The sequence below is a fragment of the Bradyrhizobium sp. SRL28 genome (assembly GCF_018596315.1).
GTDB lineage: Bacteria > Pseudomonadota > Alphaproteobacteria > Rhizobiales > Xanthobacteraceae > Bradyrhizobium.
In genome coordinates this window covers 34,681-49,498 of record NZ_JAHEAG010000041.1, presented here as the reverse complement: position 1 = coordinate 49,498, position 14,818 = coordinate 34,681, and the positions used below count along the sequence as shown (strand labels likewise).

The following is a 14,818-nucleotide window of genomic DNA, read 5'->3' as shown; positions in this document are numbered from 1 at the left end:
GGGGTGGCTGCGATGCTGCCGATCCCTGTCCGCTGGGCGCGTCGGCCTACGAAGCTCTTACCGACCTTCGGTGGCGCGCACTGAGCAAACGCGCTCGTCGCAAAGAGTAGCGACAAGTGCAATCAACGGCATCATCTTCATTTCTTTTTCGCCTTGGGCTTGGCTTTCGTGGGCGGTGTCGCTGCGGCCTCTCGTGCGAGCCGCTCGGCTTTCAGACGCTCGCGGTTCTTCGAGAATGCTGCCTGGTCAATCTCATGCTCGCTCATTGCCGTTTTGGCGTCTGCTTCGCGGAACGCCCTATGCGCCTCACGCTCGGCCCGGGTGATCTGCTTCGGTGGTTGATTTCCGCCAGGGGTCTTCATCATTTTCGTGCCTTTGGCCGATCGACGCGCGCCTCTCTGAACTCTTCCGGTCCCCTCAGCAGCCGGCTTTTGCGGCTAGCCCGATCGTCGGCGCTCGCAGCACCGTCGCCCAGGTTGTCGATTACGTTGGCAGCCAATTCCTTGGCTCGCGTTGCATTTACCTGTGTTGGCTTTACCCTGGCCGCCAGCCCAAGTTCTACAAGCCGGCAGATAGCGTCCGAACGGGTAACGTCATTGGCGGTCGCCCAAGCTTCAACCTCAGCCATCAGCGTTGCGGGCATCCGCGCTGTTGCAAAGGATCCCGTTCGGTAGGGGAACTACCGCGCGCTCTTTTCGATGTTACTGTTTTCATTTGAACATCACGCGCGGAGCCGGGATTTGTTCCTCGTGTCCGGGGGCGTAACCTGGCGGCAATTCCACGTGCCGAGCCTCGCGCCGACATTGAAGCCTGCCGGAGGCGCGCTTAATGACGCCGCCACATTCGGTCGGGGCGGCGCGCCCGGCAATTATGCTGCTTGGTCTTTTTCAGCGTCCAGATTAATGACGGACTTCGCAAGTTTGGTCAGAGCGGCGTCGGTCGCACGTTCCTCGTCAAGGGTCTGTTGGAGCAACTTTACCGACTTGTTGTAACCGAGTTCTTCGGCCCAGGTGCGAAGCGTGCCGTAACGGGTCATTTCGTAGTGTTCAACGGCCTGCGCTGCGGCGAGCAGCCCCGCGTCGTGGGCGGGCATGCCCTTGTACTCGTCCATAATCTCCTGGCCTTCCTTGGCGATGCCCACGATGGCGTCACACGTCTTGCTTTGAGGTTTCTTGTCAATTTCGGCAAACACCTGCTCTAAACGGTCGATCTGGCCTTCGGTCTCGCCGAGGTGTTTCTCGAAAGCAGCTTTGAGTCCGGCATGCTGCGCGGCTTTCGCCATTTTCGGCAGGCTCGCGAGAATCTTCTTTTCGGCGAAATAAACGTCCTTGAGCGTGTCGTGAAACAGGTCTTCGAGCTTCTTCATCTTTGCCATCATAGTCTCCGCGGTGAGGGGATTGCATGGGGCAATCTCCCGCGTCTGGTTAAGTTCCTATTCAAGCTCCAGTTGACACAAGGCATCGTGACACCGACGCCCGTCGTCGGAACGTGTTGGGATTCTACTAATCGCGTAGGAATGCAGCGGCCGGGCACAAGCCGTTTGCCTCATTACCGTGCCCTGAACCAGGGGCGCCCCTCCGCGATCGACGCAGGACACAACACTTCGTTGAGAGCGTCGAATAGCATTCGCGGTCTCCCGAACCGCGGTCAACGAGTCCACGGGCGGGCGAATTATTCGGCGATGAGCAATCCGCTCGCCACAGCGGTTTAGGAACTAAAGCTGCAACGGGAGATTACGCTCGCTCCTGAAGCTCTGGAGATAAACTATGAAACGATCACTTCTCTTCATTTGTATTGGATTATTGGTGGCTACCACGGCGTCGGCGCAAAATCCGCCCTCGCAGTCGGGACCGAACAACAACGCGGTCAACAGCCCCGGTCAAAACAATTCCAACGCTCCTGTCGCGGGTCGCAACAGTTTCACTGAAGGACAAGCCAAGTCGAAGATCGAGGATGCCGGCTACACCAACGTCACCGAATTGAAAAAGGACGACAATGGTGTCTGGCGCGGCAAGGCCAGCAAGAGCGGGTCCGCCACTGCGGTAACCGTCGATTTTCAAGGCAACGTCAATACTGCCAAGTAAGGAAGGTTTAGCATGACCGTTACAATTTCTCGTCTTTACGACAACCACAACGACGCTCAGCAGGCTGTTCGGCGCCTCGAATCCGCTGGCGTGCCGCACGCGGACATCAGCTTAGTCGCCAATAATTCAGACAGCTGGTTCAACACCGACAAGAAGGTTGATCGCGATCGCGATGGCGTCGACGATCGCGCCGAAGGTGCCGGCAAAGGCGCCGGCATTGGCGCGGGCGTAGGTGGCACCGCCGGCCTTCTTGCCGGGCTCGGCTTGCTGGCGATCCCCGGTCTCGGACCCGTTGTCGCGGCTGGTTGGCTGGCTGCGACGGCGGTTGGCGCGGCAGCAGGAGCCGCTACCGGCGGTATTGTCGGAGCACTCACGGAGGCTGGCGTTTCGGCAGAGGATGCTCACTCCTACGCCGAGGGCGTCCGTCGCGGAGGTACGCTGGTGTCGGCACGAGTGGCCGACACGGATCGGTCTCGCCTCGACTCAGTATTGAACGAGTCTGCCATCAACCTGCGTGACCGCAGTGCCGCCTGGCAAAAGGCTGGGTGGAAATCGTTCGATCCGGCCAGCAAACCCTATGGCGCGGAAGAGGTCCGCAAGGAGCGCCAGCTTTACGGCGGGGCACTTCGCTAAGGAACATCGAAACGGCCCGCTTCGGCGGGCCGTTTCTCTTTGTGCTCGTAATGAAACCCCTTGAGCCGAGAAAGCCAAGCTGGAAGCCCAAGTTGCTCAGCTAAAACCTGAGAAGGACGCACTGATTAGAAAGATCAGGCAACTTGATACCGCGGCCCATATCAGCGAATGGCTTTCCTCTCCCGGGCTTCAACCACCAGAACCAGCCTAACAGAAGTAAGGCCGGCCTCAGTTGGCGGCCTCTTTCCGTCAGCTTCCGGCACTTTTGAGACATGCCGACGGTCCGCGATTATGTCCGCTTGTGGGGGTAGACCGGAAGTGAGCTGCACGCGGTCAAAGCGACGCGAATGGCCCAACTCGGACATCGGCTCCACCGTTCGTTCACCCGTCATGACTTCGCGATGGTGCGCGAGCGGCCTATTTCATAAGCTGCGACATGTGTGCGTGCTAGATTGAGGACTGGCGCCGGGATACTCAGGGCATGGGCGCGGGCTACCATGTCACCCAGGATATGGTCCCCCTCGGTGGTTGAGCCCCGCTCGATGTCTCGCAGCATCGACGACTTCAGCGGGGATCCAACTGTGGTGATCAGGGTCGTGTCGAACTCGATAAAGGCGGGCCTCGGTTTGAAGCCCGAAGCGGTAGCGATCGCGCAGCACTCGCCGAAAATTTGAAACATCGCCTCTCGTCCGCCTGGTGCGGCGAGGATGTCGCCGAAACTGGCGCGCATTAAACAAGAGATCCCGGCGACGAGACCCAGTTGCACGAACTTCTCCCACATGTCCTGCATGACCGCATCGCTGGCTCGTCCATTGAAGCCCGCACCGTCGAAACAAGCCTCCAGCGCGCGCGTCCTGTCGCTGAAGCTGCCCGAGACTTCACCGAATACGAGATCATGGTTAGGAAAAAATTGGACAACACGACCTTCGGCATCCACACCGGCGCTGATATTTGCCATTCCGCCCAATACGTGCTCGGCGCCGAAGCGCGCGCTTAGCCGGTCGAGATGCCCCATGCCGTTGAGTACCGGCACGATCACGGTGGTTGGACCAACGGCCGCGGCGAAGTGATCCATGGCTTCATCGAGTGAATAGGACTTCACGCCAACCAGAATGAGGTCGAATGGCTCGCGTATGTCACCAACCAGAACGGTGGCCGCAGGAACGGTGAAGTCGCCATGAGGACTGAGGATCTGGAGGCCTTGACGGGCGAGTTGTTCGGCTCGGCGTGGGCGCACCAGGAACGTGACGTCGCGTCCGGCGCGAATGAGGCATCCGCCGAAATATCCGCCCAGTGCGCCGGCTCCGACCACTAAAATCCGCATCTAGCGGTTCCTCAGAGAGCTTCGCGACCCTATCAGTAACCCGACCACCCCGCCATTACTGGTCGATGCATTGCTGCGTGCGTAACGTCTGAACATGGCGCATCGGGGAATGACGATTGGTTGGGGCGCGCGGCTAGTTCTAAGACTCTGCGCGTTGAGACCGAATTTGCCTGACGTATCAACGTGATTTGCGTCCAGCCCCTCGCACAAAAATATTCCGCTTAACCCGCAGGGCAAATCACCGGCATAACTCCGCCCGTCTTACGGCAGATGAGGGACGCTCGCGATCGTCACGAACGTGCGGTGAGATGCGATGGACGCAAATGGCGCGATAGACGTACGCGCCTGACGCGTACGGCGAAGTCGTGTGGTTCTGGCGCCGCGGTGCTGGCGCTAAGTTGGCGGGAAGTGTCCCGCCGACGACGGTGGCAAGAAAGCCGTTCACCGGGGAGAGCACGAAGTAAGCCGTAAAGCCATTGCGCAGGGAAGGCCGGGATGCTCCCGCCGAACCTGTATGCTCGTGTGCGTGCTCTTTGTGTGCACTTGCACGCGAGACCGCGGGTGCGGCGCGCACCCGGTCTTCCCTGCGCCCTCTATTTCGAGAGGGCAAACGAAGATGCAAACCTCGGGCGATCAGCGTCGCGAGAACGCGAAACCGTTTTTCGTAGGATGGGTGGAGCGCAGCGATACCCATCGCTACAGGCACCAGCATTGATGGGTATCGCTGCGCTCCACCCATCCTACGGGACTGCGTGACGCGGAGAGATTTTGCCCCGTACCCGTCTCGAAGGGCGAGGCCACCAACAGCGAGGCGAACGGGATTGCCCACGAAACAGGCCGGAAAACCCGAGCGGTCATTTTGCGATGCAGCAAAGCCATCGGCATGGCCCCTGCTAACGGGCAATGGCAATTCGATCCGCTTCTCTGTATTGGTGCAACTGGCATACAAGCTTCGGAGCCACGGAATGCTTCGAAAAAATACCCGGGAGGAATCATGCGCAAACTGATTTTGGCTGCAGCATCGATCGCAGCATTGGCTCTGGTCGGACCCGCCGCGGCGCAGTCACCGATCGTCATCAAGTTCAGCCACGTCGTGGCGCCGAACACGCCGAAGGGGCTGGCCTCGGAGAAGTTCAAGGAACTCGCCGAGAAGTACACCGCCGGCAAGGTCAAGGTCGAAGTCTACCCGAACTCGCAGCTCTACAAGGACAAGGAAGAGCTGGAAGCGCTGCAACTCGGCGCGGTGCAGATGCTGGCACCCTCGAACGCCAAGTTCGGCCCGATCGGCGTCAAGGAATTCGAGGTGTTCGATCTCCCGTACATCCTCCCCGACCTGAAGACGCTGCGCAAAGTCACCGACGGACCGCTCGGCGCCAGGCTTTTGAAGCTGCTCGATTCGAAGGGAATGACCGGTCTCGCCTACTGGGATAACGGCTTCAAGGTGATGAGCGCCAACAAGAAGCTGCTGACGCCCGCCGACTACAAGGGGCTTAAATTCCGCATCCAGTCCTCAAAAGTGCTGGAAGCGCAGATGCGGGCACTGGGCGTGATCCCGCAGGTGATGGCGTTCTCCGAAGTCTATCAGGCGCTGCAGACCGGCGTCGTCGACGGGCAGGAGAATTCCTGGTCGAACATCTACACCCAGAAGATGAACGAGGTGCAGAAGTACTTCACGGTCACCAATCACGGTTACATCGGCTATGTCGTGGTGGTGAACAAGAAGTTCTGGGACGGCCTGCCGGAAGATATTCGCGGCCAGTTGGACAAGGCCATGAAGGAAGCCACCGCCTACGGCAACGGCCAGTCGCAGAAGGAAAACGACGACGCGCTTGAGGAGATCAAGAAGTCGGGCAAGGCCGAAATCGTGACCCTGACGCCCGAGCAGGATGCCGCCATGCGCAAGGCGATGGAGCCGGTCTACAAGGATGTCGCGGGCCGCGTCGGTCAGCCGCTGATCGACGAGTTCCTGAAGGAGACCAGGGGCGCGACCAACTGAGGCGACGTCAAGGGCTTCCGGGCTTCGGCTCGGAAGCCGCTTTATGTCTATAGCGTTTTCGAGCGAAGTGGATACCGGTTCGCGTAAAGGAAACGCGTCAAAACAAGAATCTAGAGCTTCGGTTCTGATTCAATCAGAACCGATAATGCTCTAGGGACTGCGGCTTCTATGGCCGTGGACAAGGGCGCGCAAGGTCATCCAGTTCGTCCGGGATTGGAATGATCGGCATGGGGGAGTTCATGTTTCTTCGCATCCTCGATCGGCTTGAGGAATTGCTGATTACTTTTCTGATTGCAGCGGCCACCGTGATCATTTTTGTCGCGGTGGCCCACCGCTATCTGGTCGGCATTCCGTTCCTCTATCCGCTGCTGTTTCCGATCAATCTGTCCTGGGCGCAGGAACTATGCATCATCATGTTCGTGTGGATGGCGAAGTTCGGCGCGGCCTATGGCGTGCGCACCGGCATCCATGTCGGCGTCGACGTGGTGGTGAACAAGCTCAATCCACCCTGGCGTAAGGCCACCGTCCTGTTCGGCCTGTTGTGCGGCGCGCTGTTCACGGCGGTGGTCGGCTCCATGGGCGCAAAATTCGTCTACGGGCTGATGCACACCGACCAGGTGACGCCGGATCTCGAACTGCCGAGCTGGATCATCTATCTCTGCGTTCCGCTCGGCTCCTATCTGATGTGTTTCCGCTTCCTGCAGGTGGCCCGTAATTTCTGGCTCACCGGCCATCTACCCCATCATGACGAAACCCAGGTCGAGGGTGTCGAAATCGACGCGCCCGGCGCCGGCGTTGGGGGGATCACCCGATGAGCGCCGCCATTATCTTCGGGCTGCTGATCCTGCTGATGCTGACGGGAATGCCGATCTCGATTTCGCTCGGCCTGACCGTGCTGTCATTCCTGTTCTTCATGACCACGGTGCCGATCGAGTCCGTGGCGCTGAAGCTCTTCACCGGTATCGAGAAGTTCGAGATCATGGCGATCCCGTTCTTCATCCTGGCCGGTAATTTCCTCACCCATGGCGGCGTCGCGCGGCGCATGATCGAATTCGCGCGAACGATGATCGGCCATTGGGCCGGCGGATTGGGCATCGCCGCCACCATGGCGGCGGCGCTGTTCTCGGCGGTGTCGGGATCGTCGCCGGCGACGGTCGTCGCAATCGGCTCGATCATGCTGCCGGCGATGCTGTCGGTCGGCTATCCCAGGCGCTTTGCCGCCGGCGTCATCGTCACCGGCGGCGCGCTCGGCAATCTGATTCCGCCTTCGATCATCATGGTGATCTATGCGGTGTCGACCAGCGGCGCGGTGTATTTCGGACCGGCCGGCGAGCGGGTCAGTTCCGCGTCGGTCGGGCAATTATTCATGGCCGGAATGGTGCCGGGCGTGATCCTGGCGATCATGCTGTCGGGGACCACCTGGTACCGCGCCTGGAAGAACAACTATCCGAAGATTCCGAAGGCGACGTGGGGCGAAGCCTGGCGCGCCTTCCGGGAATCGATCTGGGGCATCTCGCTGATCGTCGTGGTGCTGGGCGGCATCTATCTCGGCTGGTTCACGCCGACCGAAGCCGCCGCCATGAGCGCGGTGTACGCCTTCCTGATCGAGATGTTCATCTACAAGGACCTGCAGTGGAAGGACGTGCCCAAGGTTCTGCTGCAATCGGCGAACATGAGCGCGATGATCCTCTACATCGTCACCAACGCGGTGCTGTTCTCGTTCCTGATGACGAGCGAGCAGATCCCGCAGGCGATGTCCAACTGGATTACCGACAGCGGCATCAACTGGATCACCTTCCTGCTGGTGGTGAACCTGCTGCTGCTGCTCGCCGGCAACGTGATGGAGCCGTCCTCGATCGTCCTGATCATGGCGCCGATCCTCTATCCGATCGCGGTCAAGCTCGGCATCCATCCGGTGCATTTCGGCATCATCGTCGTGGTCAACATGGAAATCGGCATGTGCCATCCGCCTGTCGGACTCAACCTCTATGTCGCCTCCGGCATTGCCAAGATGGGCATCACCGAGTTGTCGATCGCGGTGCTGCCGTGGCTGATCACGCTGTTGGTTTTCCTCGGCCTCGTGACCTACATCCCGGAATTGTCGCTGTGGCTGCCGCGTACGCTCGGCATGCTCTGATGAAGGATTGCTGAACGGCCCGACATTACATCTTCGTAAGCCAGGCCGCTCTTGCCAATCTGTAAGTTGATTGCGCCTGCACACGGGCCCATCTTTTGGCAACCTTTCACAGGAGGTTCGCATGAGGAAGTTCGCCATCGCCGCGGTCGCGGTTCTTGCCATCGCCGGTTCGACCGCCGTCTATGCCCAGCACCGTCATTGGGGCTACGGCCATTCGCGGATGAGCCCGGAGGACCGGGCGGCCTATGCCGACGCGCGGATTGCGGCCGTGCATGCCGGCCTCAAATTGACGGCGGACCAGGAAAAGCTGTGGCCGCCGGTCGAGGCCGCGGTGCGGGAATTCGCCAAGCTCAGAATCGATCGCGCGAACGCGCGGATGAACCCGCCGAAGGACGATTCCAGCCAGCAGAAGCCGGACGATCCGGTGACGCGCCTGCGCGACCGGGCCGAGAATATGGCGGCCACCGCGGCGGCCATGAAGAAGATCGCCGAGGCGGCCGACCCGCTGTACAAGACGCTCGATGACGGCCAGAAGCGGCGGCTTGCCGTCCTGACCCGAATGGACCGCGGGTTCGGCGGCCGGGGAGGCTGGCGGCACCACGAGCACGGAATGGGCGGCGACCGCGATTTTGACCGCCATCGCGGCTACGACCGCAACCGGAATGACCGGGATGACGGGCCGAACCGGGGCGGCCCCGAGCGGCTCTGACGCGCCTGATCTCCGGGCCCGGCCCGAACACCGGCAGAAGCCGCTGAAATCCAGCGGCTTTTCGCCATTTCGGCTGCCAGCCAAAGCCCGGGAAAACTCGCTTCGGCTTGCTGGACATCCCCGAGTCGCTTTGCTAAACGACGCCCTCTTGCGAGGGCTTTCCGGACCAAGTTCCGGGCGCATAGCTCAGTTGGTAGAGCAGCTGACTCTTAATCAGCGGGTCCCAGGTTCGAGCCCTGGTGCGCCCACCAAGCCTAAAGCATTATTCCTCAATAAGTTAGAGGAAAGATCGCCGAGAACAGAACGGGTCTCGTGCGACGCTTTTTGTGATGGCACGTCGCACGCCGTGCGACGAGTTGACGGAGTTCTCTTAAGGTTCTTGTCGTACCTGGGAGGAAAGAAGCGGGGGACCTCGCACCTTCGAGTGTGCTTGGACCAGGTGCTCATCGGGCCGCGCTGCAAGGCGCTGGTTGGCGCTCGGTAATCGACGAAATGGCGTTCGCCATCACCGAAGATCCCTAATATTGCTACGCAGCGCAATTTTACGGCTGAAAGCCGCCGCCGAAATGTGAATTCGGCGGGGCGGCGATCAGCCCTTCATCCCTTCCTTGCGCACCTGCAATTCGAGCCGGTCGATACCGGCATCGGCACGATCGGCGTTGCGGGCGCGGTAGTGCTTCACGATCGTCTGCGCGCTTCGGTACGAGTGCCCGGTAATGTCGCAGATCGTCAACAGGTCGCAGCCGGCGCGATCGAGCAGCATGACACAGGTATCGCGCAGGTCCTGGTCGTGTTTTTGGTCGAGTTCGCCGGCGCCATTGATGAACATCAGCGACGGACACGGCTTCAGGCGCCATGCTCCGTCATCGCCATTGCTGTCGCGCGTCGCTTGGGCCTCCAGCCATTCCGCCAGCACACGGGCGCGCTGATCAACTGCGCGAGCGCGCTGCGCCTTGTTCTCTTCATTGAGCGGGAAAGACGCGAACAGCCCGTCGACAGTTCTGATCAGTTCGGTGGTCAACCGCTCAGCGCGAACGATCGCCTGGCGTACGGTATCGCGCGCGAGAAAGCCGAACACGGCAACGGTGCGCGCGGTCGACACCCAATGGCGATAGGTGCTCTCGTCATAAGGTTCGCCATTGTCCTCATTGACGACGAGTTCGAGCGGCATCGTCTCAAGCTGAAGCCGCAGCTTAAGCGCCTTTATCCGCGCGCGCGAGGCGATTAGTCGTGCGCTAAGTTGCGGCGCCTCCTTTATGTCGACGAGTTCACCAGTCTTGCTTTGCCGGAACGCATGGCGTCCCGCGACATCGCTCTCGTCGCGCATAACAAGACGGTCGGTTTGGCGTTGCCCGGTGAACAGCGCGAGATAGAAGCTGTCGCCGATCGAGGCCCGTTCGATCGCATCGGCTGCGGCGACCCACGCGGAAAATTCCCGCATCGCGACCAGCACGATGCGGCCGTCCGGATGATCGAACGCCATGCCCTCTCGCGGGTTGGGTCCGAGGCGCCACAGGATGCTTTCCTGGCCCCAGGTGAATGCCGCTGACAGCGTTGCGATCATTGCCAGCGCCATATGATGGCCGCGTACCGATTTCGCATAGTTGTAGAACGCTCGGAGTTCTGGCTTGCCGATCGACGATGGCGGCGCGGTCGCGATCGCCTCGAGCTCGCGCGCAGGCTCGGCCACGCCCAGCAATCTGGCGGCGCGGATCTCGGCACGCATCTTAGCAGCAACCTCCCGCGTTTGCGGCCGATAGAGGATGCCGGATATGCACTTGCGATAGGACGATTGCGAGGCGGCCGACAATGCCTTGAACTCGGCCGACTTGCTCCAATCGTCCAGAAGATCCTCAATCGTGGTACGCTTCCGTACAGTAATCTTTTTAAGCAATTTGCCAGCGCGCCGCGCCGCCTCGATTTCAGATCTTCGTTTGTCGGAAAAATCGGAGGCTTCCTGAAGATTGAACCACGCCCCAACCGGGTGGCCCTTTTCATCGTGGGGCGGATGGCGGAGGTCAGCGTCGACAAAGCCGAGCGCTCTTGTGTAAGCGCCATGTGATGAGCGCGGACGACCGTCACGCCACTTCACATAGGGAAATTTCGGATCTGCCATAGAAAGCCTTCGCGCCGAAGCAAGAGAAGGCACCTATTGGAATCTAGCGCGATCCTGATTGTCAAGCGCCATGATCCCCATACGCCGTTCTCAGCCGCTCGCGATGTTCTTCATTGCTTGCTGCCGGCGGTGGCGCGAATGTGTCATTAGAGATCGTCTTCGGACGCATGGGATGATGCCGTGTCAGCCAGGTGTCGAAGCCAGTACGTTCCCATTTGAGCGGCCCGCGTTCGCTGATCGGCGCCGGCAAACCGTCGCGCTCGTGCCGGATTTGGCGCGTGCGATAGAAAGTGTCCAGTGAGACGCCTATCGCCATCGCAACCTCGGTCGAAGAATAGGGTTGCACCATCCTCTCTGGACTATTAGGCAGGCGCAAATGCATAACTCCGTAACGCCGCGTCAATCTTGCCTCCTTTGACCAAAGTCGATGCAACATGGGAGCAGACAAGAACGAAGGTGAAAAGCGCACGCACCAGGCGTAGGGAATTCGGCTAATTTGGAGTGCAAATAGGATGCAAGCGGCGCTACCAAGTAGGCATTCGCGACGGCTTTATGCGTCCTGCAACCAGACCGTTATGAGCGGCTGAACAAAAGTCGCTGCCGTTGATTTTCTATGGTTTTGGTGAGTTCGGGTCCGTTCGTAGAGGCGTTGTGGACGCCCCAGAGGGGTCAACGAACCGTTTGAACCAGGCCATCAGCCACACCCGGATCATCTTATCGGATGTAAAACGCCAGCAAAGCTCCGAGCGAAAACAGCAGCATCGAAGCGCTCATTGATGTTGCAAGGACGGTAGCGTGGGTTGGTTCTGGATTGCGGAAGGCAAATCGCTGGATCAGGTATCCCGCAATTAGCCAAATTGCGGCGCCGGCACCGAGTGTTGCGCCGGCAATCGCCCCCTCTAAGACCCCGTCGTCCATACCCGATCCTCGATCAATGATTTCGCCGGATGAATCCGGTGATGAAAGCCCAATTGAACATCGGCAGGCAGATTCGTGTCGGTTCGATTTGTAACCGTCGTGCCAGGAATTTCGTAAAGTGATGCGTTGGCGCATCAATTTTGACAGCGATTAATGCCTTCCTGGCTGGCACCATCCGGCGGATCGGCGCGTGCAGGATCAGTTTTAGTCATGCGGCCGCCAGTCCGGCGGCATCCGCTCGCCGCGATCGAAGCGGCGAAATTTCTCATTGGTCCAGACCTGGTTATCTACGTGGTTCACACAGGCGGGCGCCGACCTCTTCGCCTAATTGGGACGCCGCGGTCGCCGTAACTCAAGCGGTCCTATCCAATCCGTAAAACTGTATTGGGTGCCCCACCACTGGTGCACCGTCGTGTTGCAGCTTTTGCAAGTGAAGCGACCGATAACAGCACTCGGCTTCCGTTTCTGTGACGCGTAGTAAACGGCCTTGCAAGACGGGCAACTGAAAAAGACGAGCAATGGAGTTCGGTCTGTCATCGCTTTGTATGAAAGGGGTGGCCGCCGTTTCACTCAAAAGATGAAACCGGCCGAGATACCTAAATAAAAATGCGAACCGTAACTTGTGACTTCGCGCCATTTACTTGTGAAAGTGCGCCAGCCATTCAGCCGGTCGCGCGTGCCAAAATGCCGGCCGCACCTCGGCGCTGCGTTTGCTACGGGCTTTGCAGGTGAACAGCGCTTCGATATCCGACAACCGAACACGATCGGCCATTGTTGGTGGCGCTGCTCCTCGGCCTAACAACGGCCGGAGTTCCTCGCCAGCGGCCGGCGGCAGAACGTCAGGCCGGAAGTATTTCTGACCGTCAACCAAGCGCGAATATCGCCGACGTCTCAACGGGGGCCGGATGACGGTTTCGATCGAGGTCTGTTGCGAGGTGATCGAGATGCTGATCGCCAGTCACTGGCTGCTCGAAGGCGAATGCGAGGACCACAGGAAGATCGCAATGGCGCTGAGCGGTAGCGGCGATCATTTTAATAAAATTGGTCGTTTAACGGTAGTTCAGGTTCCAGATTGTCACGACAACTACGAGCGATATTCTCAGCGTCGATTCCATGCTGCTCCTGCACGTATCAAAGCCAGCGCGGCCACGTACCGATGGGACTGCACATGATCAAACATTCCACCGATGGCCTGCTGTTCTTTGAAGGCGGCCGCGAATTGCGCGTTGTGGCTTACGACGTTTGCCGAACCAGCGCCATCGTGCATTCAGATGGACTGGGTCTCATTCCGATATACTTCTACATCACATTCGACGACTTTTTCACGGTTGGAAAGTGTCGGCTCGCGTGGCGGTGTCGGGACGACATCGGTGTCGTCTTTGAAAGATGGCTTGATGTCCGCCAGCGTATCAACCAATCAGGCTGACCTCTGCTGAAAATAATCCGTTATGCGTCTTCATCGGCCGCCGGGAAGCGGTGCCATCATGCGCGGTATGAGCACAGCAGCAGCACCCGGAATGGGAAGTCCACTTCGTCCTGATCCCGACGCCATCCGCCGCGCCGGTATCGCCACGTTGCTGCGCACCGCGAACGCGCGCCTCCACGGTGATCCATTTTCTTGTTTAACCGCGCCAAAAGCGGCACCGGTTAAACCGAGATCGTCCAGCAACGGTGAGCCGCGTTGCAGCCGCCCAACGGCAAAAGGGCCGCATTAGCGCGGCCCTCCGCCAGCCCAAATTTGTTCGGGATGAAAACACCGCGCTGGCAAGAGTGATGTTATCGCGTTCAGCAGGAATGAGGATTCCGTAGAATCACGGTATTTCGAGGCTGGAACCAGATCGGGAAAAACCGGCACAATGCCCTTTGGTGGTGGAGAGAGCGGTCACGTCCCCTGATTGTTCGAGCTTTTCGGGAAGTAAGTAAAATGCTCGCCATAGCCCCCAAGGTGCGGCGGGCGTTTGTGAGTTTCCCGAGTGCCAAAGCATATCGAGATGCCGGGGTTCATTAAACCCCAGCTCGCCACCCTGAAGACCAAAGCGCCCCAGGGCGATCAGTGGCTTCATGAGATCAAGTACGACGGCTACCGCGTGCAGGTCCATCTCAATCGGGGACGAAAGAAAGTCTTCACCCGCAACGGGCTGGATTGGACCAAGCGCTTTACCGAGATTGCCGGCGCGCTCGCCATACCAGGTGAAGCCATCATCGACGGGGAGGTGGTAGTTGTCCATGAAGGGCGCACCAACTTTTCCGAACTTCAGGCAGAGCTAGCCGCGGGCAGGCAGGGCCGGCTCGTCTACTACGCCTTCGATCTCCTCTGGCGTGACGGGGACCTTCGCAAGCGGCCGCAGATTGAGCGCAAGCAGGCGCTGCTGGATCTGCTCGGCGAAAACGACATCGAACTTCCGGTGCTTTTTTCCGAGCATCTCGTGGGCGACGGTCAGAAGATGTTTGAGCATGCGGCCAAGCTGAATTGGGAAGGCATCATATCCAAGCGGGCGGACGCACCGTATCGGTCGGAGCGCAATGAGAACTGGCTGAAGATCAAGGCCGTGCAGAAGGGGAAATTCCCTGTTGTCGGTTTTGTCAAAGACCCATCGGGCGTTGCCGCTCTCTATCTCGGCAAGCGGGAAGGAAAAGAGCTGGTCTCTATGGGGAAGGTTGGCGCCGGCTGGTCGCGCACGGTCTCCAGTCAAATTCGCAAGCAGCTGGACAACGTGGTGAGCCCGAAGTCCAAGCTCACCAAGCCCATCAAGAAGCCGAAGGCCACATGGGTTGAGCCAAAGTTCTATGCCGATGTTGAGTACCGGGACATCACCGCAGAAGGTCTTCTAAGGGCCAGCTCGTTTAAGGGACTGTCTCGGAAATAGGCCTCTGATCACGCCGCGGCCTTATCTTCATAAG

General features: G+C 59.5%; 16 protein-coding genes and 1 tRNA gene. 10 read left to right on the top strand and 7 right to left on the bottom strand.

Features of this window, described 5'->3' with window-relative positions:
• Window positions 1–137 precede the first annotated feature (137 nt).
• The 3 genes from KIP88_RS38520 to KIP88_RS38510 form a co-directional block, all read right to left on the bottom strand.
• Window positions 138–365, bottom strand: a complete 228-nt coding sequence (locus KIP88_RS38520; protein ID WP_308163736.1) for a hypothetical protein — start codon at window positions 363–365, stop codon at window positions 138–140.
• Entirely contained in the window at window positions 362–628 is a 267-nt protein-coding gene (locus KIP88_RS38515) for a hypothetical protein (RefSeq protein WP_214493395.1), read from the bottom strand. Before KIP88_RS38515 ends, KIP88_RS38520 begins: the two co-directional genes overlap by 4 nt.
• A gap of 240 nt (window positions 629–868) precedes the next feature.
• Window positions 869–1,375: a ferritin-like domain-containing protein gene (locus tag KIP88_RS38510; RefSeq protein ID WP_214493394.1), complete on the bottom strand. Its 507-nt coding sequence runs from the start codon at window positions 1,373–1,375 to the stop codon at window positions 869–871.
• Between the two features lie 391 nt (window positions 1,376–1,766).
• Between KIP88_RS38510 and KIP88_RS38505 the strand changes: the two genes are divergently transcribed.
• Window positions 1,767–2,084, top strand: a complete 318-nt coding sequence (locus KIP88_RS38505) for a hypothetical protein (RefSeq protein ID WP_214493393.1) — start codon at window positions 1,767–1,769, stop codon at window positions 2,082–2,084.
• A 12-nt stretch (window positions 2,085–2,096) separates the two neighbouring features.
• The gene (locus tag KIP88_RS38500) at window positions 2,097–2,717 is read left to right on the top strand and encodes a hypothetical protein (RefSeq protein ID WP_214493392.1); all 621 of its coding nucleotides are present in this window, start codon (window positions 2,097–2,099) and stop codon (window positions 2,715–2,717) included.
• 388 nt (window positions 2,718–3,105) lie between these two features.
• On the opposite strand, the gene panE is transcribed toward KIP88_RS38500, so the two are convergent.
• Window positions 3,106–4,041 carry a 2-dehydropantoate 2-reductase gene (gene panE, locus KIP88_RS38495; RefSeq protein ID WP_214493391.1) on the bottom strand — a complete coding sequence of 312 codons (936 nt, stop codon included), beginning with the start codon at window positions 4,039–4,041 and terminating at the stop codon, window positions 3,106–3,108.
• Window positions 4,042–5,035: 994 nt separating this feature from the next.
• Between panE and KIP88_RS38490 the strand changes: the two genes are divergently transcribed.
• The 5 genes from KIP88_RS38490 (at window position 5,036) to KIP88_RS38470 (ending at window position 9,134) form a co-directional block, all read left to right on the top strand.
• Window positions 5,036–6,037: a TRAP transporter substrate-binding protein gene (locus KIP88_RS38490; RefSeq protein ID WP_214493390.1), complete on the top strand. Its 1,002-nt coding sequence runs from the start codon at window positions 5,036–5,038 to the stop codon at window positions 6,035–6,037.
• Window positions 6,038–6,276: 239 nt separating this feature from the next.
• The gene (locus KIP88_RS38485; RefSeq protein WP_214493389.1) at window positions 6,277–6,852 is read left to right on the top strand and encodes a TRAP transporter small permease; all 576 of its coding nucleotides are present in this window, start codon (window positions 6,277–6,279) and stop codon (window positions 6,850–6,852) included.
• Window positions 6,849–8,174 carry a TRAP transporter large permease gene (locus tag KIP88_RS38480; RefSeq protein ID WP_214493388.1) on the top strand — a complete coding sequence of 442 codons (1,326 nt, stop codon included), beginning with the start codon at window positions 6,849–6,851 and terminating at the stop codon, window positions 8,172–8,174. The genes KIP88_RS38485 and KIP88_RS38480 overlap by 4 nt, the downstream gene beginning before the upstream one ends.
• 121 nt (window positions 8,175–8,295) lie before the next feature.
• Window positions 8,296–8,883: a Spy/CpxP family protein refolding chaperone gene (locus KIP88_RS38475; RefSeq protein ID WP_214493387.1), complete on the top strand. Its 588-nt coding sequence runs from the start codon at window positions 8,296–8,298 to the stop codon at window positions 8,881–8,883.
• Between the two features lie 175 nt (window positions 8,884–9,058).
• Window positions 9,059–9,134: transfer RNA gene (locus KIP88_RS38470), tRNA-Lys, on the top strand.
• A 338-nt stretch (window positions 9,135–9,472) separates the two neighbouring features.
• Here KIP88_RS38470 and KIP88_RS38465 read toward each other — a convergent pair.
• The 3 genes from KIP88_RS38465 to KIP88_RS38455 form a co-directional block, all read right to left on the bottom strand.
• A complete protein-coding gene (locus tag KIP88_RS38465; RefSeq protein ID WP_214493386.1) occupies window positions 9,473–10,999 on the bottom strand; it encodes a hypothetical protein in 1,527 nt (508 codons plus the stop codon).
• A gap of 61 nt (window positions 11,000–11,060) precedes the next feature.
• Window positions 11,061–11,315 (bottom strand): hypothetical protein, encoded by a 255-nt coding sequence (locus tag KIP88_RS38460; RefSeq protein ID WP_214493385.1) that lies wholly within the window; start codon window positions 11,313–11,315, stop codon window positions 11,061–11,063.
• Window positions 11,316–11,713: 398 nt separating this feature from the next.
• Complete coding sequence (locus KIP88_RS38455) at window positions 11,714–11,917, bottom strand: hypothetical protein (RefSeq protein ID WP_214493384.1); 204 nt, start codon at window positions 11,915–11,917, stop codon at window positions 11,714–11,716.
• Window positions 11,918–12,822: 905 nt separating this feature from the next.
• Between KIP88_RS38455 and KIP88_RS38450 the strand changes: the two genes are divergently transcribed.
• The 3 genes from KIP88_RS38450 (at window position 12,823) to ligD (ending at window position 14,784) form a co-directional block, all read left to right on the top strand.
• Window positions 12,823–13,089, top strand: coding sequence for a hypothetical protein (locus KIP88_RS38450; protein WP_214493383.1), 267 nt, complete (start codon window positions 12,823–12,825; stop codon window positions 13,087–13,089).
• Window positions 13,086–13,343 (top strand): hypothetical protein, encoded by a 258-nt coding sequence (locus tag KIP88_RS38445; protein WP_214493382.1) that lies wholly within the window; start codon window positions 13,086–13,088, stop codon window positions 13,341–13,343. The genes KIP88_RS38450 and KIP88_RS38445 overlap by 4 nt, the downstream gene beginning before the upstream one ends.
• A 547-nt stretch (window positions 13,344–13,890) precedes the next feature.
• Window positions 13,891–14,784 (top strand): non-homologous end-joining DNA ligase, encoded by an 894-nt coding sequence (gene ligD / locus KIP88_RS38440; protein ID WP_308163735.1) that lies wholly within the window; start codon window positions 13,891–13,893, stop codon window positions 14,782–14,784.
• Window positions 14,785–14,818: the final 34 nt, after the last annotated feature.

What these genes read in the sequence shown, in the direction of transcription:
- KIP88_RS38520 (WP_308163736.1), bottom strand. Translation starts at nt 365, where the DNA reads ATGATGAAGACCCCTGGCGGAAATCAACCACCGAAGCAGATCACCCGG.
- KIP88_RS38515 (WP_214493395.1), bottom strand. Translation starts at nt 628, where the DNA reads ATGGCTGAGGTTGAAGCTTGGGCGACCGCCAATGACGTTACCCGTTCG.
- KIP88_RS38510 (WP_214493394.1), bottom strand. Translation starts at nt 1,375, where the DNA reads ATGGCAAAGATGAAGAAGCTCGAAGACCTGTTTCACGACACGCTCAAG.
- KIP88_RS38505 (WP_214493393.1), top strand. Translation starts at nt 1,767, where the DNA reads ATGAAACGATCACTTCTCTTCATTTGTATTGGATTATTGGTGGCTACC.
- KIP88_RS38500 (WP_214493392.1), top strand. Translation starts at nt 2,097, where the DNA reads ATGACCGTTACAATTTCTCGTCTTTACGACAACCACAACGACGCTCAG.
- panE (WP_214493391.1), bottom strand. Translation starts at nt 4,041, where the DNA reads ATGCGGATTTTAGTGGTCGGAGCCGGCGCACTGGGCGGATATTTCGGC.
- KIP88_RS38490 (WP_214493390.1), top strand. Translation starts at nt 5,036, where the DNA reads ATGCGCAAACTGATTTTGGCTGCAGCATCGATCGCAGCATTGGCTCTG.
- KIP88_RS38485 (WP_214493389.1), top strand. Translation starts at nt 6,277, where the DNA reads ATGTTTCTTCGCATCCTCGATCGGCTTGAGGAATTGCTGATTACTTTT.
- KIP88_RS38480 (WP_214493388.1), top strand. Translation starts at nt 6,849, where the DNA reads ATGAGCGCCGCCATTATCTTCGGGCTGCTGATCCTGCTGATGCTGACG.
- KIP88_RS38475 (WP_214493387.1), top strand. Translation starts at nt 8,296, where the DNA reads ATGAGGAAGTTCGCCATCGCCGCGGTCGCGGTTCTTGCCATCGCCGGT.
- KIP88_RS38465 (WP_214493386.1), bottom strand. Translation starts at nt 10,999, where the DNA reads ATGGCAGATCCGAAATTTCCCTATGTGAAGTGGCGTGACGGTCGTCCG.
- KIP88_RS38460 (WP_214493385.1), bottom strand. Translation starts at nt 11,315, where the DNA reads ATGGCGATAGGCGTCTCACTGGACACTTTCTATCGCACGCGCCAAATC.
- KIP88_RS38455 (WP_214493384.1), bottom strand. Translation starts at nt 11,917, where the DNA reads ATGGACGACGGGGTCTTAGAGGGGGCGATTGCCGGCGCAACACTCGGT.
- KIP88_RS38450 (WP_214493383.1), top strand. Translation starts at nt 12,823, where the DNA reads ATGACGGTTTCGATCGAGGTCTGTTGCGAGGTGATCGAGATGCTGATC.
- KIP88_RS38445 (WP_214493382.1), top strand. Translation starts at nt 13,086, where the DNA reads ATGATCAAACATTCCACCGATGGCCTGCTGTTCTTTGAAGGCGGCCGC.